Source organism: Necropsobacter massiliensis (assembly GCF_000827595.2).
GTDB lineage: Bacteria > Pseudomonadota > Gammaproteobacteria > Enterobacterales > Pasteurellaceae > Necropsobacter > Necropsobacter massiliensis.
In genome coordinates, this window is the sequence record NZ_LN776183.1 from 71,901 (window position 1) to 97,274 (window position 25,374).

General features: G+C 48.0%; 20 protein-coding genes. 8 read left to right on the forward strand and 12 right to left on the reverse strand.

The genetic code is table 11. The annotated features are described in order from the left end of the window. Positions 1–14: 14 nt before the first annotated feature. From lpxK to uvrC, 4 genes are read left to right on the forward strand one after another with little or no spacing between them, the layout of a single operon-like run. The gene (gene lpxK, locus BN3349_RS04275; protein ID WP_040976144.1) at positions 15–1,010 is read left to right on the forward strand and encodes a tetraacyldisaccharide 4'-kinase; all 996 of its coding nucleotides are present in this window, start codon (positions 15–17) and stop codon (positions 1,008–1,010) included. Further along, entirely contained in the window at positions 1,000–1,191 is a 192-nt protein-coding gene (locus BN3349_RS04280; protein WP_040976145.1) for a Trm112 family protein, read from the forward strand. Before lpxK ends, BN3349_RS04280 begins: the two co-directional genes overlap by 11 nt. Beyond that, positions 1,184–1,963, forward strand: coding sequence for a 3-deoxy-manno-octulosonate cytidylyltransferase (kdsB, locus tag BN3349_RS04285; RefSeq protein WP_040976146.1), 780 nt, complete (start codon positions 1,184–1,186; stop codon positions 1,961–1,963). Before BN3349_RS04280 ends, kdsB begins: the two co-directional genes overlap by 8 nt. 13 nt (positions 1,964–1,976) lie before the next feature. Continuing rightward, positions 1,977–3,803 (forward strand): excinuclease ABC subunit UvrC, encoded by a 1,827-nt coding sequence (gene uvrC, locus BN3349_RS04290; RefSeq protein ID WP_040976487.1) that lies wholly within the window; start codon positions 1,977–1,979, stop codon positions 3,801–3,803. A 98-nt stretch (positions 3,804–3,901) separates the two neighbouring features. Here the strand turns inward: uvrC and BN3349_RS04295 are convergent, their stop codons facing one another. From BN3349_RS04295 to BN3349_RS04325, 7 genes are all read right to left on the reverse strand, one after another. Beyond that, entirely contained in the window at positions 3,902–5,365 is a 1,464-nt protein-coding gene (locus BN3349_RS04295) for a surface lipoprotein assembly modifier (protein ID WP_048736289.1), read from the reverse strand. Positions 5,366–5,466: 101 nt separating this feature from the next. Continuing rightward, on the reverse strand, positions 5,467–6,255 hold the full coding sequence (locus BN3349_RS04300) for a Slam-dependent surface lipoprotein (protein ID WP_040976147.1): 789 nt from the start codon (positions 6,253–6,255) through the stop codon (positions 5,467–5,469). 143 nt (positions 6,256–6,398) lie between these two features. Beyond that, positions 6,399–9,422: a TonB-dependent receptor domain-containing protein gene (locus tag BN3349_RS04305; RefSeq protein ID WP_040976148.1), complete on the reverse strand. Its 3,024-nt coding sequence runs from the start codon at positions 9,420–9,422 to the stop codon at positions 6,399–6,401. 378 nt (positions 9,423–9,800) lie between these two features. Beyond that, positions 9,801–11,396: an L-lactate permease gene (locus tag BN3349_RS04310; protein WP_040976149.1), complete on the reverse strand. Its 1,596-nt coding sequence runs from the start codon at positions 11,394–11,396 to the stop codon at positions 9,801–9,803. Positions 11,397–11,667: 271 nt separating this feature from the next. Beyond that, entirely contained in the window at positions 11,668–12,813 is a 1,146-nt protein-coding gene (gene lldD / locus BN3349_RS04315) for an FMN-dependent L-lactate dehydrogenase LldD (protein WP_040976150.1), read from the reverse strand. A gap of 415 nt (positions 12,814–13,228) precedes the next feature. Continuing rightward, the gene (locus BN3349_RS04320) at positions 13,229–15,472 is read right to left on the reverse strand and encodes a nitric-oxide reductase large subunit (protein ID WP_040976151.1); all 2,244 of its coding nucleotides are present in this window, start codon (positions 15,470–15,472) and stop codon (positions 13,229–13,231) included. Positions 15,473–15,732: 260 nt separating this feature from the next. Next, complete coding sequence (locus BN3349_RS04325) at positions 15,733–16,638, reverse strand: cupin domain-containing protein (protein ID WP_040976152.1); 906 nt, start codon at positions 16,636–16,638, stop codon at positions 15,733–15,735. A 92-nt stretch (positions 16,639–16,730) separates the two neighbouring features. Here BN3349_RS04325 and BN3349_RS04330 point away from each other — a divergent pair, with 92 nt between their 5' ends. Continuing rightward, positions 16,731–17,066 (forward strand): carboxymuconolactone decarboxylase family protein, encoded by a 336-nt coding sequence (locus BN3349_RS04330; RefSeq protein WP_032108756.1) that lies wholly within the window; start codon positions 16,731–16,733, stop codon positions 17,064–17,066. 419 nt (positions 17,067–17,485) lie between these two features. On the opposite strand, the gene gyrA is transcribed toward BN3349_RS04330, so the two are convergent. Further along, a complete protein-coding gene (gyrA, locus tag BN3349_RS04335; RefSeq protein ID WP_040976153.1) occupies positions 17,486–20,146 on the reverse strand; it encodes a DNA topoisomerase (ATP-hydrolyzing) subunit A in 2,661 nt (886 codons plus the stop codon). A gap of 149 nt (positions 20,147–20,295) precedes the next feature. Between gyrA and ubiG the strand changes: the two genes are divergently transcribed. Further along, positions 20,296–21,006: a bifunctional 2-polyprenyl-6-hydroxyphenol methylase/3-demethylubiquinol 3-O-methyltransferase UbiG gene (gene ubiG, locus BN3349_RS04340; protein ID WP_040976154.1), complete on the forward strand. Its 711-nt coding sequence runs from the start codon at positions 20,296–20,298 to the stop codon at positions 21,004–21,006. Positions 21,007–21,058: 52 nt separating this feature from the next. Here ubiG and fur read toward each other — a convergent pair whose 3' ends face one another. From fur to BN3349_RS04360, 4 genes are all read right to left on the reverse strand, one after another. After that, on the reverse strand, positions 21,059–21,499 hold the full coding sequence (gene fur, locus BN3349_RS04345) for a ferric iron uptake transcriptional regulator (RefSeq protein WP_032108759.1): 441 nt from the start codon (positions 21,497–21,499) through the stop codon (positions 21,059–21,061). Between the two features lie 29 nt (positions 21,500–21,528). Next, the gene (gene fldA, locus BN3349_RS04350; RefSeq protein WP_040976155.1) at positions 21,529–22,056 is read right to left on the reverse strand and encodes a flavodoxin FldA; all 528 of its coding nucleotides are present in this window, start codon (positions 22,054–22,056) and stop codon (positions 21,529–21,531) included. A 5-nt stretch (positions 22,057–22,061) separates the two neighbouring features. Further along, on the reverse strand, positions 22,062–22,346 hold the full coding sequence (gene ybfE, locus BN3349_RS04355) for a LexA regulated protein (RefSeq protein ID WP_040976156.1): 285 nt from the start codon (positions 22,344–22,346) through the stop codon (positions 22,062–22,064). Between the two features lie 121 nt (positions 22,347–22,467). Further along, complete coding sequence (locus tag BN3349_RS04360) at positions 22,468–23,247, reverse strand: alpha/beta fold hydrolase (protein WP_040976157.1); 780 nt, start codon at positions 23,245–23,247, stop codon at positions 22,468–22,470. 80 nt (positions 23,248–23,327) lie between these two features. Here BN3349_RS04360 and seqA point away from each other — a divergent pair, with 80 nt between their 5' ends. After that, a complete protein-coding gene (gene seqA / locus BN3349_RS04365; RefSeq protein ID WP_040976158.1) occupies positions 23,328–23,948 on the forward strand; it encodes a replication initiation negative regulator SeqA in 621 nt (206 codons plus the stop codon). 24 nt (positions 23,949–23,972) lie between these two features. Continuing rightward, entirely contained in the window at positions 23,973–25,373 is a 1,401-nt protein-coding gene (menE, locus tag BN3349_RS04370; RefSeq protein WP_040976159.1) for an o-succinylbenzoate--CoA ligase, read from the forward strand. Position 25,374 lies beyond the last annotated feature (1 nt).

Sequence of the window (25,374 nt, forward strand, 5' to 3'; positions counted from 1 at the left end):
GGGAAAGTGCGGTCATGAATTTTTGGTATGCTTCCGGAGGCTTGGCGCTGTTGTTGAAATGGCTGTTGGCGCCGTTTTCTGCGCTGTTTTGGTTGATTTCTCAACTGCGCCGCAGTTTGCTGCAACGCGGTATTTTGCCCACCTATCGTGCGCCGGTGCCGGTTGTCATTGTGGGGAATCTGTCTGTCGGCGGCAACGGCAAAACACCGGTTGTGATTTGGCTGGTGCAACAGTTACAGCGGCAAGGGCTGAACGTCGGCGTGATTTCGCGCGGTTATGGCAGTCGTTCACCGCTGTATCCACGCTTGGTGACGGCAAATGACGACCCGGTTCAAGCCGGCGATGAACCGCTGCTGATTGCGCAACGTACCGGCGTGCCGGTATGTATTGCACCTGATCGGAAACAGGCCGTAGAGTTATTATTGCGCCATGCGGACTGTGATCTAATCGTCAGCGATGACGGATTGCAGCGTTATCAATTACAGCGTGATTTCGAGATTGTGGTGATCGATGCCGAACGCGGTCTGGGCAACGGTTTTGTGCTGCCGGCGGGACCGTTGCGTGAGTCGGCGCGGCGTTTGGCGTCTGTAGATTTGATTATTGCCAATGGAGCGCCCCATCCGTATGCACAAGCGGTAATGCGGCTGGTGCCGAAATATGCGGTTAATTTATTTAACGGCAAATCTCGCGCATTAAGTGAATTGCGCGGGGAGGCGATTAATGCCATTGCCGGAATCGGCAATCCAGCGCGCTTTTTTAGCATGTTGCAAAAATTCGGGTTCGAGCTTGCCGAATGTTGTGCGTTTCAGGATCATCAGCGCTTTGAACCCGCGCAGTTTGAAAAATTCGATAAAAAACGACTGCTCTTGATGACCGAAAAAGACGCGGTAAAATGTCGTGCTTTTGCACAAGAGAACTGGTGGTATGTGCCGGTGGAAGCGGAAATCAATGATGAAGCGGCGGCATTTTTTATCGACAACATTATGACAGGAGTAAAAGGTGAACGCTAGACTATTGGAAATTGTTGCCTGTCCGATGTGTCAGGGCAGATTGAAATACGACAAGGAACACGAACGGCTTATCTGCAATTTTGATAAGGTATGTTATCCGATTGCGCACGGCATTCCGGTGTTATTGGCAGAGCAGGCGCAAGCATTAACGGAGCCGACACGGGAGTCTGCCGATGCTTAAATTTACTGTTATTATTCCGGCCCGTTTCGCATCCAGCCGTTTACCGGGCAAGCCGCTGGCGGATATTGCCGGCAAACCGATGATTCAGCATGTATGGGAAAAAGCCTGCCAGTCAGGTGCCGAACGGGTGATTGTGGCTACCGACAATGAACAGGTAGCGCAGGCGGTGCGGCAGTTCGGCGGTGAAGTTTGTATGACCTCGGAAAAACATAACTCCGGTACCGAACGACTGGCGGAAGTGGTGCAGCGATTCAATATCGCCGATGATGAAATTATCGTCAATATTCAAGGGGATGAACCGCTGATTCCGCCGCTGATTGTGCGTCAGGTGGCGGAAAATCTGGCGCAATATCGGGTAAATATGGCAACGCTGGCGGTCAAAATCGAACAGGCGGAAGAGCTGTTTAATCCGAATGTGGTGAAAGTGCTGACCGATAAAGACGGCTATGTGCTGTATTTTTCTCGCGCGGTTATCCCATGGGAGCGCGATCAGTTCGCCTTATTGCAACAAGGTAAGCTGACGGTCGAGCAACTTAGCTTGGCAGACCATTATTTACGCCATATCGGCATTTATGCTTATCGCGCCGGTTTTATTCGTCGTTATGTGCAATGGCAACCAAGCGCGCTGGAACAAATCGAAAGTTTGGAACAGCTGCGGGTGCTGTGGTACGGTGAAAAAATTCATGTGGAAGCGGCCAAAGCGGTGCCGGCAGTCGGTGTGGATACCGCAGAAGATCTAGAAAAAGTGCGGTCAATTTTGGGGCATTTTTAATGTACAGCTGATGATGTTTGATGCGAAAGCCTTTCTTGCTAATGTTACCCATGACCCCGGCGTATATCGTATGTATGACGATAAAGATCGGGTTATTTATGTGGGCAAAGCAAAAGATCTGAAAAAGCGCCTTGCCAGTTATTTTCGCACCAATCTATCTAGCCGCAAAACCGAAGCGCTGGTGGCAGCAATCCGTCGCATTGAAACGACCATTACCTCATCAGAAACCGAGGCGCTGTTGCTTGAGCATAATTACATCAAGACATTTCAGCCGCGCTATAACGTGCTGTTGCGCGATGATAAATCTTATCCCTATATTCTGCTGACCAAAGAACGCCATCCGCGTATTACCGCCTACCGTGGGGCAAAGAAAATTCAAGGGGAATATTTCGGTCCGTATCCGGATGCGGGGGCTGTGCGTGAAACCTTATCGTTATTGCAGAAATTATTTCCGGTGCGCCAATGTGAAAATTCCGTTTACCGCAATCGTTCCCGCCCTTGTTTGCAGTATCAGATCGGGCGTTGTAGCGCGCCTTGTGTTGCTGGCTATGTCAGCGATGAAGAATATAACCAGCAGGTGAATTTTGCTCGTTTATTTTTGCAAGGCAAAGATCAGCAAGTGTTGGATCATCTGATCGCCAAAATGGAACAGGCAAGCGCCCGGCTGGATTTTGAACAGGCGGCGCGTTATCGTGACCAGATTCAGGCAGTGCGTGCGGTGACGGAAAAACAATTCGTTACTAACGAACGGCTGGATGATATTGATATTATTTCTATCGCTTATCGGCTCGGTGTGGCTTGCGTGCAGGTATTGTTTATTCGACAGGGCAAAGTGCTGGGTAACCGCAGCTATTTTCCGAAAGTGCCTGCCGATACGGATCTGTCCGAATTGACGGAAACCTTTGTCGGACAGTTTTATTTGCAAGCACATCAAGGGCGCAGCATTCCAAACAGTATTATTGTGGACCATACACTGACCCAGAAAACCGAACTAGAAACCTTACTAACCGAGCAGGCAGGACGTCGGGTGCTGATTCAAGACCGTGCAAAGGGCAATAAGAGTAAATATTTGCAGCTGGCGCAAATGAATGCCAAGGCAGCGCTGGTCACGCAACTGAAACAATCTTCATTAATGCGCGAACGTTATGCCGAGTTGCAAAAGGTGTTGGCTATTGCGCCGATTAAGCGCATGGAATGTTTTGATATTAGTCATACCATGGGCGCACAAACGATAGCCTCCTGCGTGGTATTTAATCAGGACGGTCCGTTAAAACCCGATTACCGCCGTTTTAATATCAGCGGCATTACCGGCGGGGATGATTATGCGGCAATGGAACAGGCATTGTTGAAGCGCTATGATCGCGCGCTGGAAGAAGATAAAATTCCCGATATTATTTTTATTGACGGCGGTAAAGGGCAACTTGGGCGAGCGTTGCAGGTGTTTCAGCAACTGAATGTGGCATGGGATAAAAACCGACCGTTGCTGATCGGCGTTGCCAAAGGGGTGGACCGTAAAGCGGGGCTGGAAACTCTGATTATCAGCCAACAAGGCAGAGAATTGCATTTGCCGCCGGACAGTTTGGCGCTGCATCTGATTCAGCATATTCGCGACGAGAGCCATAACCATGCGATTGGCGGTCATCGTAATAAACGACAGAAAGCCTTTACGCACAGCAATCTGGAAAATATCGCCGGTGTAGGCGCCAAACGCCGGCAGGCATTGCTGAAATATTTGGGCGGCATGCAAGGCGTAAAAAACGCCACAGTGGATGAAATAGCCTCCGTACCCGGTATTTCTGCGGCGCTGGCAGAAAAAATTGTCGAGGCGCTGAAAAGTTAATGCCAATGTCATCTTATTCGCCGGCAGGCGCCGATAAATTCTGTTTGCGCCGCTCTTCTCGTGCCAGATATTCCGTGCTTGAGCCATATCAAGTGCGGTTAAAATTGCCACTCGACATTTAGTTGAATTTCATTCTGTTTATAGGAATACAGCCAGTCCACATTGCTCCGGTTGTCGGAATGTTTCAACCATAGGCTCGGCGTCATGCCGTAAAACTGCCATGTCGGCATTTTCAATATGACCAGATAAACCTGTTGATTATCCCGTCGAGTTTGGTTTAACGCTCCATTGAAGCCGCGGTAGTCATAACGGCGCAATAACGCCAGCAGAGTCGCATCCAGTCCGAACCCAAATTGCCGGTTGATGCCCGCGCGTAGCCCGTACAGATAATAATCATCAGCCTTGTCTGCGGTGCGCCGATACTGTCCGTCAAGCCCGCCGAACAAGGTTGTTTGTTCGGCAACGGTGTAATACAAGGTCGTATAGAGCGCACTGAGATCCGCCATGTGCAGTGCGTTATAGTGCGGTGAATATTGCAGTCTTTTTTGTTCCATTTGTACATTCAGCCAATGTTGCGTACCAATCCGGCGGTTCAGTGTGCCTTGTACGCCCCACGCCCGCGAATAAGTGCGGTTGCCTAGGCGATTATATTCAAACAAGGGCGTAAGGGTCAGTTCGGTTTTCATGTTCTGATAACGATAGCCAAAATAAACTTTGCTGCTGTCTTCGGCATATTCTCCGGCATGCGGATAAAAATGACCGTAGCTGTTCAGATAAAAGTACATGCCGTGATGACCGGATAATGCCGTCTGTTTCTGTGCGCTGACCTCATAGCGCCAACCCTGCGCATCGGCGGCAGGTGGCGAGGTAAAGCGAGCGAAACAGTGATCGCCTTGGTTCAGTGTGCAAAAACTGCGTTCGGAGGACTGATTAATATTGGTGGCGTACTGGTACCCTAAGCTAAAAGCCAGCTGCCATTTTTGCCGTTGTGCCAGTGCCTGACGGTAGTCGTCGATATTGTACCGAACGCTATCCGGCAGCGGCAATCTCGCCAGTTGGTTAAAAAGTGCGGTGGATTCTCGGCTTTTTTTGTTTTCAAACAGCACGCGTGCCAGATCCAACTGAGCGCGGATAAAGCTCGGATCTGCCTGTAGCAGTTGACGATAGCGTTGTTCCGCCGTCTCCATGTCGCCTTTTTGGCGCGCCAGTGTAGCTTCAGCAAATAAAACCAATTCGGGGTGATGGGCCTTGAACGTTTGATAGTGCATAAGGAGTTTTTCCGCCTCAGTCCATAACTGCCGGTTTAAGGCGAAAAATAGCGCCTGCCCGACCGCTTCGGCATTATGCTCAATAATGACTGATTGACCGTCGAAATTGAGTTCATTTTCAGTTGCCGGTGCATCAATTGTTTGTTCGTCCACTCGGCTTTCTTGTTCTTGTTGCCGGCTTATCCGACTGTGCTGCTGCCAAAGCTGAACGGCATCATGATTATTGGGTGTTTGTGCCACGGTCAAGGTTGCCGTACAAGCGGTTATCAATAACGGCGGCAGGATGCGAAACATTGTGCCTGTTATGTGACGGCGATTAACATAAAAAGAAACCATAAATCTGCTGTTATAACTAATTGAAACAAAAAGGGGGGAGCGCGTTCCCCCGAATATTATTATTTTTTCGTGCCGCCGAATGCGGTGTCGTATTGGTTATGTCCGGCGAATTTCGCATAACCGGCTAACGCCGCCGCATTATTACCGAAGAAATGACCTTGTGTGGTACCTGCTACGGTTTTATTCGCAACTGCAGCGCCTGAGAACGCATTACCGCTGATCTTCGCATCATTGATGCTCACCGTTAAGCCGGTTTTGCTCATTGAGCCGTTAACTTGTTTTTTGCCGAAATCGGCGGTCAGCTCGCCTTTTAGCATTTCAGCCCCCAACTTGCCGTGCTGATTAATGCCCTGCACGCTATACACGGCTTTTCCGCCGGTCGGCATGTTTTGTGTTTGGTTGTTACCGGCATAATATACCACCCGATCCTGCTTGGCATTGGCGCCGTTGCCCAGCCATTCACCGTAGTATAATTCCTGCGTGCCGACTTTTTTAAACGCAAAGTTGCCTAATTTGCCGTGGAAACCCGGCACCCAACTTGGAATGTTGTTCATGTTTAACACCACAACACCGTTTTTATCCTGCCCACCCAGTGATTTCGGCACCAGCACGTTATTAGCAACCTTGGTCAGTGATTGAAAGCTGGTAACTTTGGAGGTGACGCCTTGCACTTCAACACCAGGTAATCCGCCGGGATCGGAATGGAACCAGCCGTCGTGTTTAGCAGAAGGGTTTTTTACGCTCAACACAGCATTGTTATTGGATATGCCGGAGCTAATGTTGGCATTGGCGCTGAGTGTTATTGCGCAAGATAGGCAAAGTGCGGTGGCTAAAATGGATTTTTTCATATAAAATCTCCTAATTTTGTGAGGGCTTTCCTCATTGTAATCATTGCATACATCATGATGTATGCGCTGCAAGACAGCAAAATTCGGGTCAAGCGAGTGTTTTGCTGTCTTTTTTAAACAACGGAATTATGCCGTTCCATTGCTTAAAATTTCGCCGTTAGACCTAGTTTAAAGGTTCTGCCCGGTGCCGGAATCATGGAACGGGTCATCGGATCCAGATAATAGCGATCAGTTAAATTGGTGCCGGTCAGTTCAATACTTAAATCTGGCGAAAAGGCATAGCGGATGTAAGCATCCACCACCAGTACCGGCTGCCATGACATCGGGCGATTCCAGTTCCAGAACGTATTATTTTTATCAAGTCCCTGTTCATAGATCCGTTGTTCATCTTTATTCACCGCCTTGCTGTGGTACAGCCAGCGGCTGCCGATTTCCAGTTTGCGTTCAAAGAAACGGCCGCCGATATTGGCGCTGATCGAATATTTCGGTTGCAGCTGGGTACGCAGATAGCCCATCGGGAAACCGCCGGTCATACATTTCGGTAAGCGTAATTCAACAGGATCAAGTTCTACTGCGGTATTGGCATCACAAACTTTATTTTTTAAATGATATTCAAACCCCAGATCGGCAAAGTAGTCGCCGTTGTCATAACGAGCCTGCAATTCAATACCTTCCAACTTGCGTTTATCCAGCTGTATGAAACGGAACTCGGTATCCCGATCGATCACGTTTTTAGTAACATTGTGGTAGTAACTGAGTTTAATATCCGCTTTGGTGGGGGTGGCGAACCAGTGACCGAAATCGTATGCGTAGCCCAGTTCGATATTGCGTGCCTTTTCCGGTTTCAGTTTGGCATCTTTAAAGCGTGCTGAAGTTCCCGGGCTAGCAGAAAAACCGATAGTGGTTTCAAAGATGCTCGGCATGCGGGCATATTGCACATAGCGGAGATAAACGCGGGAATGGTCGGTTAAAAACGCGGTGGCGGAAAATGCCGGAGAAAAGGCATGACCGCGTTGTTTTTTCACTGATTTCAACAGTTCTTCTTTTTTTAGTTTTTCTTCAATTGGACCTGTTATTCTCTTTTGATATTTATATTCTGTTTTGCCGGTTTTGGGGTTTTTGACCAGTTCGTTTTTCAATGTACCGTTATAAAACGGATTGTCTTCTCGGTGTAGGCGTCCATCAGAATGATAACGCCATGATATTGCTTTATTCTCACTAACGATACCGTTTTCGCAGTGACCAAAACAATTCATTTTTAATAATGTATGTAATGCCTCGTTTCGTTTTTCTTCCGATGAGTTTAAATTATGAAAATCTGCATTGGCTTTAAGATAAGTATCCCATTCTTTTTTGGAGAGTACTCTATCGTAGTTAATTTCTTGTCCTACAGTAATCGTATCTGTTGAAAGCTCACCGGAATTCAGGAGTTCCGCCAGATAATCATCATAAGACCAGTATTCGTTGTAACGTCCGCCGGCGGTCAATGCCAGCCAGTCGGTTGGTCGGTAATGAAAATTGAGCGCGATGTCCCATTCCTGCCGGCGTCCGAGACGCGGCGGGGCTTCGTAGGTGGTAAAACCGTCGTTACGGTTTGATTTGCCCGGGTTAGAACTGGTTAAATGTTCGCGTTGCAGCGCGCCGGAAAAGGTGAGATCCAGTTTATCGGTCAGCTTCATCACATTGCTTAAATTCACCCCGCGGCGAGTGTTATGCGCCTGCATTTGTGCGCTGTTGACCAATGTATATTTGCCCGTATTCGGATGTTGTCGCACAATCGGATCGCCGTTGCGGTGCAGACAGGCGTAATCGACAATCAGCACATCTCTGCCGGAATTCGCGCTTGTCCAGTCCTGCCGTTCTTGTACGCAGCTGCTTGTCATGGCAAACCATTGGTAAAATGCCGGATCCTGTAATATGGCTTTCGGATCATTAATTTCGCGTGGATTACCGCCCGAGGTGTTGGTCAGGCTATCGGTGCGGGTGTACCACAAGCCCAGTTTTAAATCGAGCCAGTCGTTATCCTCCGGATTGTAGGCATAATCAAAATTCAATGCGGATTGCTTAACAGTGGAAAGCGGCCATTGCGGAATAAACCCGTGAAAGCTACGGAAATCCAGACGAGAAGGCATAATTTCGCCGTAAGTGGTTTTAGTATGGCGATAGCCCAGCTTGATTTGCTGTGTTTTAGTCGGTCGCACTGTGGTTTTCAGCAAGTAAGATTCCATCAGACTGGACGTATTCGGTACTTCCGTATGCGGGCGGTATATGGTGGCGGCAAAGGGCAGATTCGGTTCCATTTGCTTAATGGAAATATCCGAGCCTTTGATATCAATGTCTCCTTCGTAATTATGTGCGCCGCCTTTGCCCGCTAAATAGTTGCCTTTGCTGCGATAGCTGTAGGCAGCCAGTAAATCAAATTTATCTTCTCTGAGCCCCACTGCCAGACGCATAGCATTGTCATGCCCCCACGAACCTTTGGTTTTCGGTTTGATGAGCGCATGCGGTGAGAAAAAACCTAAAATACATTGTCCGGTTTCACGGCAATCCTTACCGTTATCGAAATCAGGAATACGTTCTTTCACCGAATTATTGCTGGCTTCCAGTTTTAATTCGGCGCCGACCCGTTGTCCCGGCTTGAGAATATCGTCCACATCAATGGTGCGCATTTTAATTGCGCCGCCGATACCCGAAGCATTCCCGGAGGCGATATCCGGTCCTTTTTCCACGGTAATACCGGCGATTAGGTTCGGATCAAGATAGTTGCGGTTATTGGCGCCGTTATAGCCGCGCCAAGTGGTGATTGCCTGCTCTGTACCGTCGATGGTAACCGGAATTCGCCCTTCGCCTTGAATGCCGCGGATATTCGGATCCACCGCACCGCTGTTGCGCGCATCACCGCTGTAAACGCCGTTAAACCCCTGAAACAAATCCGCCGGTGTTGCGCCTTTATACCGCTCGACGGTTTCTTTATCGGCATACATATTGGTAATATTGCGCAAATAGACTTCGTCTTTGCGTTGTTCGTCTTGCTGTTCGCTGCTGCTTTTGACTTCAATGACGTCCAACTGATCTGAGCCTTTTTGGGCGTGACTTGTGGTATTGACCGCCACAAGCAAGGCAGTTAGTATCAGTTTTCGGTAGTTTTCGGTGTTTCTGAAGACCATGTTTATTTCCCTTTGTTAATAATGTAAATAATAATTATTCTCAATAAAAGCTAACAAAGCATAGTCAGAGAACTGAAAAAATTCAAGTACTGAAATAGGAGTAATTTTATTTTGTGATGAAACTCACACTCAGGCTAAATTCTGAACGGAATTGATTGGTGTCGCACACATTTTGCCGAATAGTATCGGAATTGGTTGATTTTTTGTGCTAAACATCACAAAAAATCAAATAGGCAAAGCACGTATTGGCGTGCTGAAATGGAGTAAAGCGGTAATCAAAGTGCGGTCAAATAATGGATCGTTTTTATGAATTATTCTGCCGCACAACAATTAGGATGCAATGAATTAACGGGCGGATAACGCACCGCCCGTGAAGTATTACAGCTGATAGAACAGCGGTATGACGACCATTGCGCTGAGCGCGGCGATAATGCCGTAAACAATCATCGGTACTACCGTGCGTTTGATGATTGCACCTTCCGTATTATTCATATTCAGCACCGAACTAACGGCGACGATATTGTTGATACACACCATATTTCCCATGGCGCCGCCGACGGATTGCAGCGCGAGTACCAGGGTTGCCGATAAGCCGGTGAGTTCCGCGGTAGAAAGCTGAACGCTGCCGAAGGTGAGGTTGGATACCGTATTTGAGCCGGAGAAGAATGCGCCGACAGCGCCCAGATAGGAGGCGAAAACCGTCCAGTATTCGCCGGTCGCTTCGGCAAAACTTTTACCGATGATTTTTACCATGGAATGATCACCGCCGACTAACATCAAATTCACCATAATTAATGCCCCGACCAGCGCGAAAAACGGATTTTTGCTTTGTTTGAAACTGCCGACAAAAATATCTTTGGTTTTGGCGCCGTTGACCGCGAACACCGGAATGGCGATCAACACGGTGATCACAAACGGGATCAGTGCCGGCACATAAAGCAGCTTATAGCTTGCATTGATTGAGGTGGCGAAAATATTCTGCAAACTGAAAATTAAGCCGCGGCTGATGTCAAAAGTGCCAAGCGAACCGAGCTGTACGCTGAATAACGATGTGGCATCATTCATTATTGCTTTAAACGGCAGCTGCTGCAAACGGGTAACGATCAGGATCGCGATTAATAAACCGGTCGGAAATAGCGCTTTAACCACCTGTCCGACACTGACTGCATTGCCGTCCAAGGTATTTTCGGTTTTTGCCAACCCGACGCCGCGGTTAGCCAGAAAAATGGAGACCAGCAAGCCGATCGCGCCGCCCACCAATGCCGGAAATTCATAATTGATCTGCGCCAACAGAAAATAGGGGATAACGCAGGCAAATACTGATAAGTAAATAAATATCAGGTTCTGACGGATTTCTTTGCCGCTGACGATAAAACGCAGCGCCATCAGCGGAATAACGAGAGCGGCGATACTGTGGATTAATGCGGACATTGAGCCGATCTCAAGAATTTGGCTTTCAGTCAGGTTGAGCGGTCCAAAGCCGAACCACGTCGGCGTGCCTACCGCGCCGAAAGACACCGGTACGGAGTTCATCACCAATGCCAGCATCGCCACTTTCAACGCCGGGAAGCCCAAGCCCACTAAAATCGGTGCGGCAATCGCCGCCGGCGTACCAAAGCCGCTGGCGCCTTCGATCATAAAGGCGAATGCCCAGCCGATGATCATAATCTGTGCAACAGGGTTCGGATTAATATTGCCCAACCATTTACGCAGAATATCCGTCGCACCGGAGATTTCGGAAAAACGGTTAAACAAAATGGCGCCGAAAATAACGGTAATCGGTGTTTGTACCGCAATCAGCGCCGAAGCGATATTTGCACTGACGATAGTAATATCGGTACCGAAGAAAACAAGCTGAATGATAAACACGACCGCGGCAATCCAAGGCAGTGCCACGTAAGAGGGTAACGCATTGCGTTTAACCATTAAATAAATCAACAGAATGATCGGAAAGATACTTAAAAAAAGCGCCATACAGAGACTCCATGCGACATCAATAAATAGATTAAATTAAATGGAGTTTTATTCTATTGGGTTTTTGAATTTTATGTAGAATCTTTGTTAAAAAATATGACGACAATCACAATATTTCTTTAACATTAAAGTAAAAAAACATCAATTTGTTTAAAATTAATACAATAATATCGACGTTAAAGAAAGTGCGGGTAAAATTAAGCGCGTTTTTCGTCTAAAAACAAAACGGCGTATGCTGCTACATACGCCGTTACGTTATACTGCGGTAAGATTACAGTTTGCTTAAGTCCACGAGGGCGTCGGCCGTAATATCACTGATGTTTTGATTGCTGGTCAGCGTCATGGCGACGCGCATTTCTTTTTGGAAAATATCCAGCATATTTTCCACGCCGGCTTGACCGGCGGCACCGAGCGCGTAAACGTAAGAGCGTCCGAGCATGCAGGCATCTGCCCCGAGCGCGATCATTCTGACGATATCCAGACCGTTGCGGACACCGGAATCGGCTAAAATTTTGATCTCACCTTTCACCGCTTCCGCAATCGGAGGAAGAGCGCGCGCGCTGGACAATACACCGTCCAACTGACGACCGCCGTGATTTGACACAACGATGCCGTCTGCGCCGAACAGTACGGCGTCTTTAGCGTCTTTCGGATCCAAAATACCTTTGATGATCATCGGACCGTCCCAGAATTCACGAATCCATTCCAAATCTTTCCATGAAATAGACGGGTCAAAGTTTTCCGTCAGCCAGCCGATGTAATCATCCAAGCCGATTTGTTTACCCATATATTGGGAAACATTGCCCAGTGTATGCGGTTTGCCTTTAATGCCCACATCCCATGCCCAGAACGGATGTGTTGCGCCTTGAATAACACGGCGAATTTCTTTGTACGGACCGCTCATGCCGGAGTGCATATCACGATAACGGGCGCCCGGGGTCGGCATATCGACGGTGAACACCAGCGTAGAACAGCCCGCCGCTTTGGCGCGTTCAAGGGCATTACGCATAAATCCTCGGTCTTTCAGCACATACAGCTGAAACCACATTGGACGGTTAATCGCCGGCGCCACTTCTTCGATCGGGCAGATTGACACAGTGGAAAGGGTAAACGGAATATTTCTGTTGGCAGCGCCTTTGGCGGCTTGCACTTCACCACGGCGCGCATACATACCGAGCGCACCTACCGGCGCCAGCACGGCGGGCATGGACAGTTTTTCGCCGAACAGCTCAATTTCGGTATTCAGTTGCGACATATCCTTTAATACGCGTTGTCTGAGCGCGATATTTTCCAGATCGGTCACATTGCGTTTTAAGGTTTGTTCCGCATAGGAACCGCCATCAGCATAGTGAAACATAAACGGCGGCACGCGACGGCGTGCGGCTTCACGATAGTCGTTGGCTGATGAAATAATCATGGGTCTTACCTCTTTTTGTTGTTATTAATATTACATGGTTATAATAAGAATGTAACAATAATGTAAATGTTTTCCCTTTGCAAACGGTTAATCCAAGAAAGCGGCAAATTTTTTAATAGACTGTGGGAAAGATCACAAAATTAAACAACAACCGCCATTAACTTGTCTGACCACATGCATTAAACTGAACCGAACGTTTTTCATCACATTGGACAATGGCACCGTTTCTGTGTGTGCGCTTATGCACAAAAAGTGCGGTCAATTTTTTCAGTGTTTTTTATCACAGTGTTGCCAGCGCAACGAAAGGTTGGGGCGTTTTTTGGTGTGTTTGCGCATCAAAAATACGCTAAAATTTGACCGCACTTTGAGCCTAAACCCGCCCCGTTTAATTTAAACCGAGGCGGGTTCAGTGTGCTTATCGAGCAGAATGTTTATTAAAAATTAACAAGATCATTTGCCAGAAGAAGGCTAAACCACCGAGGATAAAAATCATATCGCCGATCATACGCACCCAGCGCAGCGTTTCAAACAGCGGTTGCTGCATAAATGCTTCGCTGCGGGCATACCATAGACCTTCTTTCATGCTGGCGAACGCTTGGACTAAGCCGATTGGCAACAAGCTGGTGAAGATCATTAAAACTAGCCCCAGATTTAATCCCCAGAAGCCGAATTTCATTAAGCGATCGTTAAATGCTGCATTCGGGCGTAGATAGCGCGCGATAAGGAACGAAAAACCGAGCGCCAGAAAACCGTACACCCCGAATAACGCGGCGTGAGCATGCACCGGTGTGGTGTTTAGCCCCTGAATGTAGTACAGCGAAATCGGTGGATTGATTAAGAACCCGAAGACGCCGGCACCCAACATATTCCAAAAGGCGACCGCCACAAAACAGTAAATTGGCCATTGTAGACGTTTCATCCACGGCGCTTTGTTTTGCATGGACCAATGTTCCCAAGCCTCATAACCGAGCAGGACTAACGGCACCACTTCCAGTGCGGAGAATGAAGCGCCGACGGCAATAATCGGTGTTGTTGCGCCAGAGAAATAAATGTGGTGGAAAGTGCCCGGAATACCGCCGATTAAGAAAATTGCGGCGGCGGCGATGGTGGACACCGTCGCCGTGCGTTGCGAAACCAGCCCGAGGTTGACGAAAATAAAGGCCAGCGCCGCGACGGAGAAAACTTCAAAGAAGCCTTCCACCCATAAATGCACCACCCACCAGCGCCAGTATTCCATGACGGATAAATGCGTATGTTCGCCGTAGAACAGTGCCGGGCCGTAGAACAAACCAATCGCAATGACGGAGGCAAAGAATAATGCCAGCAGGTTTTTATCGCCCGGTTGTCTGAATGCGTTAATGGTGCCGCGCAGCATTAATACCAGCCAGAACAGGATACCGGCGAATTTGACCGCTTGCCAGAAACGCCCCAAGTCAATGTATTCGTAACCTTGATGACCGAACAGGAAGCTGAGCTTTTGTGGGAGCATGTGGGAAATGGCAAGGAAGCTGCCGCTAAAAGAACCGATAACCAGCACAACCAGCGCCCAGAATAATACATCGACCCCTAGTTTCTGGAATTTCGGATCTTTACCGCCGTTAATAATCGGGGCGAGGAATAGTCCGCCGGCCAGAAATGCCATCGCAATCCAGAACAGTGCGGCTTGAATATGCCAAGTTCTGATCAATGAATACGGGAACCATTCGGAAATATTGAGACCGTAAAATTCCTGTCCTTCCACGGTATAGTGCGCCAAAATCGCGCCGAAGCTGATTTGTGCGATAAATAATGCCAATACGGTAAACAAATATTTACTTAAGGCTTGTTGTGAAGGCGTCAGCGCAATTTTACTGAGCGGATCGACGCTTGGCGGTGTCGGATCTTTTTCGTCTTCACGTCGTTTGAACGACCAAATCCAAACCATTGCACCGATACCGGCAATCAGGAACACCACGCTGGCGATAGACCAGATAATGTTTTCCGCGGTCGGTACGTTATTAATCAACGGTTCGTGCGGCCAGTTGTTTGTGTAGGTGGCATCAGTGTTTGGACGTTCGGCGGATGCGGTCCATGCCGTCCAGAAGAAGAAACGCGCCAGATCCTGACGGTCTTGCAGATTCGGCAGGGTGTTTTCTTTCATGGCGAAATTTTCACGCGTATCGTGCAAAGTCGGTTCGTCGCCATATAAATTAATATAATATTGTGCGGTTTGGTTGAGCGCCTGTAAACGGTCGGCAGAAATCACGACTTCGCCGTTTTCATCCACTTTACTCTTGCGATATTCTTTGACTAAATGGGCTTTCAGCAAGGTTTGCTGATCTTCGCTTAAATCGGCAAAGGGTTTACCAAATTCTTTATTTGCTACGATATCCAGCCAATTGACTAATTCGCGGTGTAGCCAATCGGCTGTCCAGTCCGGAGCTTGATAAGCGCCGTGCCCCCAGACCGAACCGAGCTGCATACCACCGGTGGTTTGCCATGCGGTTTGACCGTGTAAAATATCGGCTTTGGTAAATAGTGTTTCGCCGTTTTCCGTAACATATTTTTCCGGAATAGGCGGCGCCTCGCGGTAGATTTCAAACCCGTAGTAGCCCAGAATCGAGAACGCCCCGATCAATACGGCGACTAAGGTGTACCAGAGTTTTTTATATTGTCCCATAGATCACTCCTTATTCATTATCATTGCTAAATTTCAACAGGTGCTATATCAAATAACTGACTAATTATATCAACTATTATGTTCAGCGTATTTACTGAAATCGGGGTATGCGCGGCTTAGCGCGCCATTCCTGGCACAAAATGATGCGGCGGTGATGATTGAAAGCCCGTTTAAACGAAAGCTATTTAGCTGAAAAATAAGAAAGAAAACCAAATAATCATACGGCTATACATGACAGCTGGTTTTTTTAAAGTGCGCTATTATTTTTTCAATTTTCGATAATGTCCCGGCGTTAAGCCATAATATTTTTTAAACGCTTTACCGAAGTGAGTTTCGGATTGAAACCCACTGGTAAGCGCAATTGACAGAATGGATTCATTACTCCGTTTGAGTAACAACGCCGCATTTTGTAAACGGATTTTGTGTACAAAGGCATGCGGGCTGATAGCCATTTGTTGCTTGAACACGCGCATCAGCTGCGCCCGTGACAGATTGGCGATAGTGCTCATGCGTTCAACGGACCAGTCTTGTTCGGGGTGTGCCAATATCGCTTGAATTAAACGCTGCAAGCGTCGGTCTTGCCAGCCGTTCAGCGTGCCGCTCAGCGTCACATTATGCTGCTGCAAATAGGCGCGCAGGATCGAAACCAGCAACACAACGGAAAGCGCATTTGTCACCAATGTCGCGCCCATCGCAGGGCGGGCGGCTTCGTTGTGTAATAGCTGAATGATCGGCGTTAATATATGTTGCGCATCAATATGCAGAAAAATATATTCCGGCAAATTGCTGATTAATTCCGCTTGCCGCTCATATTCAAAACGGGCGCAGAAGAGGCTAAAATCCGCACTGGTCTCGCCGCAGTGTTTGAGGATAAACGCGCCGTTACGACCGGTTTGCGGAATAATTTTACGCGCCGTCGTATTCGGCTGATCAGTGAGAGTATGTCCGATTGAACGCGGGAAGAAAATCACATCACCGCTTTTCACGAAGTGCGGTTGCTGTTGACCGTCGATTTGCAGATAACCGCTGCCTTGCGTAACGATGTGCGCAATACCGCATGCGGTTTTCGGTTCATGCCGTAGATACCAGCTGCCTTGTAAACGGCATTGAATATCCAAATGCCCTGAAATCTGTGCCAATGAAATGAGTTGTTCAAGAATATCCATAATATTTGACGATGAATTGATACGATTTGACGAGATTTACCGCTGAATTTGCATAATAATAACATCGTTTTTTATACAACAGGAGAAAATTTATGTTTAAAGATTGGCAACAACATACCGCATTGGTTAAAAAAGCGTTCGGTGAATTGGGTAAAAATCACCCTAAAATGCTACAGGCTTACGGCAGCCTCGAACAGGCAGCCGCGGCGGAAGCATTGGATGCCAAAACCAGAGAGCTGATTGCACTGGCAGTCGCGATTACCACACGCTGTGAAAGTTGTATCAGCGTACATGCCGCTGCAGCAGCCAAAGCCGGCGCAACGGAAAGCGAAATCGCCGGCGCATTGGCCACCGCGATCTCTCTAAATGCCGGCGCCGCTTACACCTACGCCCTACGCGCCCTTGAAGCGGTCGAAACACAACGGTAAACGTTATTTTTAATATATTTCTTTTACCACTGATAAATTTGACGGTAATCAGTTGAATTTATCAGTGGTTTTTTGTTGTTAGAGCTTTCGGAGAGTAAACACGCCTTAAATACTAAGCCCGACTCAACGTGATTGCTAAATTGTCACCGCCCGATGATGGCAGACGCGACGACGCCACTGTTACCTTATTTAGGTGTAATTATTTGCAAGTGCGGTTAAAATTTATCGTATTTTTCTGTTTAGCATTCGAACCCAAGAGAAAAATCTTTTTTTATCAATAAAATCGGTCAAGCTATAGCATTAAGAACGATAGGAAGTCATTCGGAAGAGCCGTTGTTGTATCATAAAAAAATAATCCGATTAATATATTAACCGGATTATTAAGTGCTCATTGAGAGCAGTCGAATTTTTTGAGCGCGTTATTCTTGCGAATTTTCGACCGCACTTTCTGGCACCGATTCTTCGTCGTCATCGACATCGCAGACCCGTTCTAAGCTGACCAGCTGTTCGTTTTCGACGGTACGAATAAGGCGCACGCCCTGCGTATTACGCCCGACCACGCTGACTTCACTGACACGGGTTCTGACTAGGGTGCCGGCATCGGTAATCAGCATAATCTGATCGTTTTCTTCTACCTGTGTAGCGGCGACTACTTTACCGTTGCGCTCGCTGACTTTAATGGAAATCACGCCTTTGGTGTTGCGCGATTTGGCAGGGTATTCTTCCAGATTAGTACGTTTTCCGTAACCGTTTTGGGTTGCGGTTAAAATTGCGCCGCCATTTTTCGGTACGACTAACGAAACGACTTTATCGATATTCAAATCCAAACGCTCGTCGCCGTTATCCTCGGAAATCTCGTCATTTTCGACCGCACTTTCTTCCTCCGACGGCTCATTGCTTAAGGCCAGTTTTATACCGCGGACACCCGTTGCCGAACGCCCCATCGCGCGCACTGCGTTTTCGTCGAAGCGCACTACGCGCCCTTGTGAGGAGAACAGCATGATTTCATTACTGCCGTCGGTAATATCTACCCCGATCAGTTCGTCTTCGTCACGTAGATTCAGTGCAATAATCCCATTTGAACGCGGGCGGCTGAATTCGGTCAACGCAGTTTTCTTGACGATACCGCCGGCGGTCGCCATGACCACGAATTGATTTTCTTCGTAAGCGGAAACCGGCAGAATTGCGGTGATGCGCTCATTGTCTTCCAGCGGCAGGATATTGACTATCGGACGACCGCGCGCACCGCGGCTGGCTTGCGGCAGTTGATAGACTTTCAGCCAGTATAAGCGACCGCGGCTGGAGAAACATAGGATTGTGTCATGGGTATTGGCAACCAGCAGGCGCTCGATGAAATCCTCTTCTTTCATTTTGGTCGCCGATTTGCCTTTACCACCGCGACGCTGTGCTTCGTAGTCGGTTAACGGCTGATATTTTACATAACCTTCGTGCGACAGGGTGACGACCACATCTTCCTGCGCGATCAGATCTTCCAAATTAATATCGCCAGACGCCGCGGTAATTTCGGTGCGGCGTGGATCGTTAAATTCCTGTTTTACCCGTTCCAGCTCTTCGCGCAGTACTTCTTTTAAGCGTTCGCTGCTGTTCAGAATACGTAACAGTTCGCTGATTTCATGCAGAATATCTTGATATTCGTTGACGATTTTCTCATGTTCCAGACCGGTTAGGCGTTGTAGGCGCAAGTCTAAAATGGCGCGCGCCTGTTCTTCGGAAAGATAGTATTGACCGTCTCTGACACCAAACTGTTCGTCAAGGTCTTCCGGGCGGGAGGCATTTTCTCCAGCGGCATCCAACATCGCCCGCACATTGCCTAAATCCCAGCTGCGCGAGAGTAATCCTTCGCGCGCTTCATCGGCGGTTTTGGAGGCGCGAATAAGTTCGATCACCGGGTCAATATTGGCTAAGGCGATTGCCAGCCCTTCCAAAATATGTGCGCGCTCACGGGCTTTGCGCAGTTCGAAGACGGTGCGACGGGTTATCACTTCGCGACGATGTTTCACGAAAGCGCTGATAATCTGTTTCAGATTAAACAGTTTCGGTTGACCGTGATCCAGCGCCACCATATTAATTCCGAAGGTCACCTGCATTTGGGTCAGCGCATAGAGATGATTCAATACCACTTCACCGACGGCATCGCGTTTTACTTCGATCTCAATGCGAAAGCCTTCCTTGTTGGAGACATCCAGCACATTGCTGATACCCTCGATTTTTTTATCCCGCACCAGTTCGGCGATTTTTTCCACTAATCTGGCTTTATTGACCTGATAAGGAATTTCGGTCACGATAATGGTTTCGCGACCTTTGTCGTTGGTTTCAATTTCAGCTTTGGCCCGCACATAAACCTTGCCGCGCCCGGTTTTATAGGCTTCCTCAATACCTTTACGACCGTTGATCAGTGCCGCAGTAGGGAAGTCCGGACCGGGAATGTATTGCATCAACTCATCGATACTGATCTCTTCGTTGTCGAGATATGCCAGACAGCCGTCCAGCACTTCACCTAAATTATGCGGCGGAATATTGGTTGCCATTCCGACCGCGATACCGGATGAACCATTCACCAATAAGGCGGGGATTTTGGTTGGCAGAACATCGGGGATCATTTCTTTGCCGTCATAGTTCGGCGAGAAATCCACGGTTTCTTTGTCTAAATCGGTAAGTAATTCCTGGGTGATTTTTTGCATCCGCACTTCGGTATAACGCATCGCCGCCGGCGCATCGCCGTCCACCGAGCCGAAGTTGCCCTGCCCGTCCACCAACATGTAGCGCAGCGAGAAAGGCTGCGCCATACGCACGATAGTATCATATACTGCGCTGTCGCCGTGCGGGTGATATTTACCGATCACATCACCCACTACGCGTGCGGATTTGACATAGGCTTTGTTATGCGTGATACCGCTTTGATCCATGGAGAACAGCACGCGGCGGTGTACGGGCTTTAAGCCGTCTCGTACGTCGGGTAAGGCACGTCCGACAATCACGGACATCGCATAATCAAGATATGAAGATTTTAATTCTTCTTCGATACTGACAGGCGTAACGTTTGGGACTAAATCAGTCATTCAGGTCTTCCTAATATGGTAAAAAACTGGCGGAATTATAGCATAATTTCTATTGTTCCTCTAATGTTCCGCAAATTTTATAGTGAATTTTTACCGCACTTGAGGAATAATACCGCATTATTTCTATTTTAATTATCAGAAGGTTAACGATGCAGAATCTTGATCCGCAGGAATTGGACAAATTTGAAAAAATGGCGGACAGCTGGTGGGATCCGCAAGGGGATTTTAAACCGATTCACCGCCTGAATCCGCTGCGTTTGGACTATATTTTGCGGCAGGCAAACGGGTTGTTTGGCAAACGGGTGTTGGATGTGGGCTGCGGCGGCGGGATTTTGTCCGAAAGTATGGCAGAGCAAGGCGCACAGGTGACGGGAATCGATATGTCGGCGGCGCCGTTAGCGGTTGCCCGACAACATAGCCGGGAAAACGGTTTACAGATTGATTATCAGCAAACCACAGTGGAAGATTTTCGGCAAAAACAGACCGCACTTGGCGCAGAGAAATTTGATGTGATCACCTGCATGGAAATGCTGGAACATGTGCCGCAACCCGCCTCGGTAATCGGCAGTTGTAAACATTTATTGAAACCGGATGGCATATTGTTTTTATCCACCATCAATCGTACCTTTAAAGCCCGAATGTTGGTTGTGGTGGGCGCGGAGTACATTCTGAAAATGCTGCCGCAAGGCACCCATGATTATGCTAAATTTATCCGTTCGGCGGAATTATTGGCATGGACCGATGCGCAGGCACTGGAATGCTGTGATATGACAGGTTATCACTATAATCCGTTAAGCGGCAATTTTTACTTGAATAAGGATGTTAGTTGTAATTATATGGCGACATTTAAACCGCAATAAACGGCACAGTGCCAATAAAATCAAAGGACGCGTCGGCGTCCTTTGTATTTAATCATTTTTTATTGTTTTCGTCGCAATGTTCAATATCACTGCATTTGCCGTATAAATACAGGCTGTGGGTTTTTAATTTAATGCCGTGTTCGGCGCTGATTTCACGTTGCCGTTTTTCAATAATTTCATCATTGAATTCAAACACTTTACCGCAATCCACACAAATAATGTGGTCATGGTGTTCGGTCGGTGCCAGCTCAAATACGGATTTATTTCCTTCAAAATTGTGACGCGTCAGAATATTCGCTTCGTCGAACTGGTTCAATACGCGATATACCGTGGCAAGACCGATGTCTTCGCCGCGTTCCAGCAGCATTTTATACACGTCTTCTGCAGAAAAATGTGACATTTCATGCTCTTGCATTAATGCTAAAATTGTCAGACGCGGTTCGGTGATTTTTAAGCCGGCCTTTTTTAGTAATTTGATATTTTCTTCAGACATAAAATGCCCCTTGTTTGAGATTAAGCGGATTATTCAACCAATTGCGCTAAACACATTTCATCGTAAACCTGTTTAGTCCATTTTTCCACACGCTCGGCCGTTAATTCGGGCTGGCGATCTTCGTCGATACACAGACCGACAAAGGTATTGTCGTCAATCAACGCCTGTGATGATTCGAAATTGTATCCTGCCGTCGGCCAGTTACCGACAATAATTGCGCCTTTCGGCTCAATAATATTGCGTACGGTGCCCATTGCGTCGCAGAAATAGTCGGCGTAGTCTTCCTGATCGCCGCAACCGAAAATGGCGACTAATTTATCGGTGAAATCAATTTCTTCCAGCGTCGGGAAAAAGTCATCCCAGTCGCATTGCGCCTCGCCGTAATACCATGTCGGAATCCCGATCATCAGAAAATCATAGGCTTCAATATCTTCTTTGGTGCTTTTGGCAATATCGCGGATATCGACGATTTCAGCGCCCAGTTGTTTTTGAATCATCTTGGCAACATTTTCGGTGTTGCCAGTATCACTACCATAAAATAAACCAACGATAGCCATGTTTATTACCTGTTTTCCTTAATATTAAAATGATTTTGTAAAATCGTTACGATGAGATCCGCACGACTCACTCCCTGAACGGACGCCAACTGTTCCAGTTTCTGCACCAAATCGGTATGCAATTTCAACTCGACCCGCTTTAAGCCGCTAGATTTATCGCGTCTAAGCTGATTGCGTTTATTAATACGGATTTGCTGCTCGCGGCTCAGTGGATTGGTTCGCGGGCGTCCCACTCTCGGCGTGTTAGCAAACAGATCTAAAGTTATGCAGTCGGCATCTTGTTTTGCCATTTTCCAACCTACTGAAATTATTCAACACGCAGCTAATTGAGAATGATAAGCTACAACGCTAAGATTGGGCGAACTATAACATAATTCAAGGGGGATTTAAACCCTATTCACACAACCCGAATCAGGATAAGAAGCGCCGTATGGCGCGGATGACCGCCTCCGGTTTTTCTGCGTGTACCCAGTGTCCGCTGCCATTGATGGTAAATGCGCTGACGTGTGGAAACTGCGCTGTAATGTCGTCGCGATATTGGGGCAAAATATAGTCGGATAGACCGCCTTTAATAAATAACGTCGGTTGATTGACACTTACCGCATGCCAGTCCATCAAGTTGGCATAATTGGCATAAAGTGCGGTCAGATTAAAGCGAAAACGGTCGGGCGAATGGGCGTCGAATGATTTTAGCATAAACTGGCGAACGCTTTCCTGTGCAATATGCTGCGCCAGAATCGGCTTTGCCTGCTGACGGGTTTGCGCCAACGCCTGTTTTACCGCGAATAATCCGGCGAATACGCTATCATGCCCGTGATTGTTGTAGCGCACCGGTGCAATATCAATCACAACCAGTTTTTCCACCATGTCGGGGCGTAATGCCGCCGCGCTCATGGCTGTTTTACCGCCCATGGAATGACCGATTAAAATCACTTTATTGAGTTGCAGATGTTCAAGAAGCGTCAGTAAATCCTGCGCCAACAGCGGATAAGTCATGTCATCGCTGTGAAAACTGTGTCCATGATTGCGCAAATCAATGCGCAGAATCGGATAGTTGTCGGCAAAGGCGCGGGCGATCACGCCCAGATTGTTCATATCACCGAACAAACCATGAATAAAAACTAGTGTCGGCTTGATAGTCGATTGTTTTAATTGATTAAATTCGAAATTCAGTAAATTTTGCTGCGACATAATTTTTGCATAGAGTATTTGTAAATAAGTCGTTATAATGTTGCAAAAGCGTAAATAGATCAAGCGAGTGGGGAGAAAAAATGAAAATAATCGAAGTGGATGAAGAACTTTATCAATATATTGCCGGTCAGACGCAATCTATTGGCGAAAGTGCCTCGGATATTCTGCGCCGTTTGCTGAATTTTTCCTCCGCTAAAAGTGCGGTCAACAATGAGCGCGTTTTTAACCGACCGGCGACGAGCGAAAATACGCCTGTGCACGAACGCGATACTGTAGTGACCCCGCCGAATCAAGCGGAACATACTGCGCCGGCGCCGAAAAAACAATCTGATGAGGCGATTTTACAGATTGTCGAGAAAGTCCGCGCGCTGCTGGCATCGGAAATCTTTTTGCAGGAAAGCAAGGCGGTGATTCGCTTTTTAGCCATTTTGCGCGTGCTGTACCGCACCAATCCCGAAAGTTTCGCTCAGGCGACGGAATCGTTGCAGGGACGAACTCGCGTTTATTTCGCTCGCGATGAGGCGACATTATTAATGGCGGGCAATCACACCAAACCTAAACAGATCCCGGATACGCCTTACTGGGTGATTACCAACACCAACAGCGGGCGCAAAATGCTAATGCTGGAAAGCGCGATGCAATCGATGCACCTGCCGGAGGCGTTGATTGATGAAGTTAGAGCTTTTTTCACCGCAAATTAATCTTGCAGATTAGGTGCATTTTCCATGCTATTTCCTTGGCGACAATATGCCGATTCAACATTGTTCCGACATAAAACGGCGCTACGTGACGGGCAAGGCGCGTCGTTTAACTGGGCACAACTGGCGGATGTTATCGACTGCTATGCCTGCGCGTTATGGCGACAGGGCGTTACGCCGGGTTGCGGCATCGCGCTATGGGCTAAAAATGATCTTCACATATTGCTGTTGTATCTAGCGGCGATTCAAAGCGGCGCGCGGGTGCTGGGCATTAACCCGGCGTTTCCGGAACAAAAAGCGCTGACGCTGTGTCAAGATAATCAGATCCAATTTTATTATTCACCCTCGGCAGAAACATTGCCGAATTTGACCGCACTTTACTTACCCGCCGGGCAGGATGACCACCGTACGGCTGTTGCGCCGGTGGCGGATTTTCAACGTCCGGCGACGATGACGCTGACTTCCGGTTCCTCCGGCATGCCGAAAGCGGTGGTGCATAATGTGCAGGCGCATCTGGATAATGCGCGCGGCGTATGCGAGTTAATGGCATTCGATACGCACAGCAGCTGGCTATTGTCGCTGCCGCTGTATCATGTGTCCGGTCAGGGTATTGTTTGGCGCTGGCTGCATGCCGGTGCGCGGTTGCATTTGAGCGGGGATGATTTTTATGCCGACGTCTTGCGGGCAAGTCACGTATCGCTGGTGCCGACTCAGTTACAGCGTTTGCTGGGGTATTTGGCGCAACATGACGAGCGGTCGTTTTCCACCCACCATATTTTGTTGGGCGGCAGCCAGATTCCGATGGAACTCACCCGCCGTGCGCAGGCGTTGGGAATTCGTACCTATTCCGGCTATGGCATGACCGAAATGGCGTCCACCGTTTTTGCCAAACCTAGTGATGCTTCAGACGGCGTCGGGCAGCCGCTGCCGGGGCGGGAGTACTGTCTGGTCAATGATGAGATCTGGCTGCGCGGTGCCGGGCTGGCGCTGGGCTATTGGCGGCAGGGCGACATCGTGCCGCTTGTTAATTCGCAAGGCTGGTTACAGACAAAAGATAAAGGTTTGTGGCAGAATAACGAGCTGGTGGTCAGCGGACGGTTGGACAATATGTTTGTCTCCGGTGGTGAGAATATTCAACCGGAAGAGATTGAGCGGGTTATATTAACCCATGATGAAGTTGAGCAGGTGTTTATTTTGCCGCTTGACGATGCCGAGTTCGGTCAGCGTCCGCTGGCAATGATCAAATTTAAGGATAATTTCAGTCAAAGTGCGGTCGAAAATTTAACACTTTGGCTGGCGGATAAGTTAGAAAAGTTTAAGCAGCCTGTGCGTTATTTGCCTTTGGAATCCGAACCGTGGCAGCAGGGTAATATTAAAATTTCTCGCGCGCAGCTGAAAGTACGGTTAGCGCAGTTATTAGGAAAGTAAA

Bases quoted from the DNA above. Each gene is read 5' to 3' on its own strand.
- gyrA (WP_040976153.1), bottom strand. From the start codon at position 20,146: ATGACTGATTTAGTCCCAAACGTTACGCCTGTCAGTATCGAAGAAGAA.
- BN3349_RS04300 (WP_040976147.1), bottom strand. From the start codon at position 6,255: ATGAAAAAATCCATTTTAGCCACCGCACTTTGCCTATCTTGCGCAATA.
- BN3349_RS04330 (WP_032108756.1), top strand. From the start codon at position 16,731: ATGTTTAAAGATTGGCAACAACATACCGCATTGGTTAAAAAAGCGTTC.
- lpxK (WP_040976144.1), top strand. From the start codon at position 15: ATGAATTTTTGGTATGCTTCCGGAGGCTTGGCGCTGTTGTTGAAATGG.
- lldD (WP_040976150.1), bottom strand. From the start codon at position 12,813: ATGATTATTTCATCAGCCAACGACTATCGTGAAGCCGCACGCCGTCGC.
- fur (WP_032108759.1), bottom strand. From the start codon at position 21,499: ATGTCTGAAGAAAATATCAAATTACTAAAAAAGGCCGGCTTAAAAATC.
- ubiG (WP_040976154.1), top strand. From the start codon at position 20,296: ATGCAGAATCTTGATCCGCAGGAATTGGACAAATTTGAAAAAATGGCG.
- seqA (WP_040976158.1), top strand. From the start codon at position 23,328: ATGAAAATAATCGAAGTGGATGAAGAACTTTATCAATATATTGCCGGT.
- BN3349_RS04360 (WP_040976157.1), bottom strand. From the start codon at position 23,247: ATGTCGCAGCAAAATTTACTGAATTTCGAATTTAATCAATTAAAACAA.
- kdsB (WP_040976146.1), top strand. From the start codon at position 1,184: ATGCTTAAATTTACTGTTATTATTCCGGCCCGTTTCGCATCCAGCCGT.
- fldA (WP_040976155.1), bottom strand. From the start codon at position 22,056: ATGGCTATCGTTGGTTTATTTTATGGTAGTGATACTGGCAACACCGAA.
- BN3349_RS04305 (WP_040976148.1), bottom strand. From the start codon at position 9,422: ATGGTCTTCAGAAACACCGAAAACTACCGAAAACTGATACTAACTGCC.
- BN3349_RS04310 (WP_040976149.1), bottom strand. From the start codon at position 11,396: ATGGCGCTTTTTTTAAGTATCTTTCCGATCATTCTGTTGATTTATTTA.
- uvrC (WP_040976487.1), top strand. From the start codon at position 1,977: ATGTTTGATGCGAAAGCCTTTCTTGCTAATGTTACCCATGACCCCGGC.
- BN3349_RS04325 (WP_040976152.1), bottom strand. From the start codon at position 16,638: ATGGATATTCTTGAACAACTCATTTCATTGGCACAGATTTCAGGGCAT.
- BN3349_RS04295 (WP_048736289.1), bottom strand. From the start codon at position 5,365: ATGTTTCGCATCCTGCCGCCGTTATTGATAACCGCTTGTACGGCAACC.
- BN3349_RS04320 (WP_040976151.1), bottom strand. From the start codon at position 15,472: ATGGGACAATATAAAAAACTCTGGTACACCTTAGTCGCCGTATTGATC.
- ybfE (WP_040976156.1), bottom strand. From the start codon at position 22,346: ATGGCAAAACAAGATGCCGACTGCATAACTTTAGATCTGTTTGCTAAC.
- menE (WP_040976159.1), top strand. From the start codon at position 23,973: ATGCTATTTCCTTGGCGACAATATGCCGATTCAACATTGTTCCGACAT.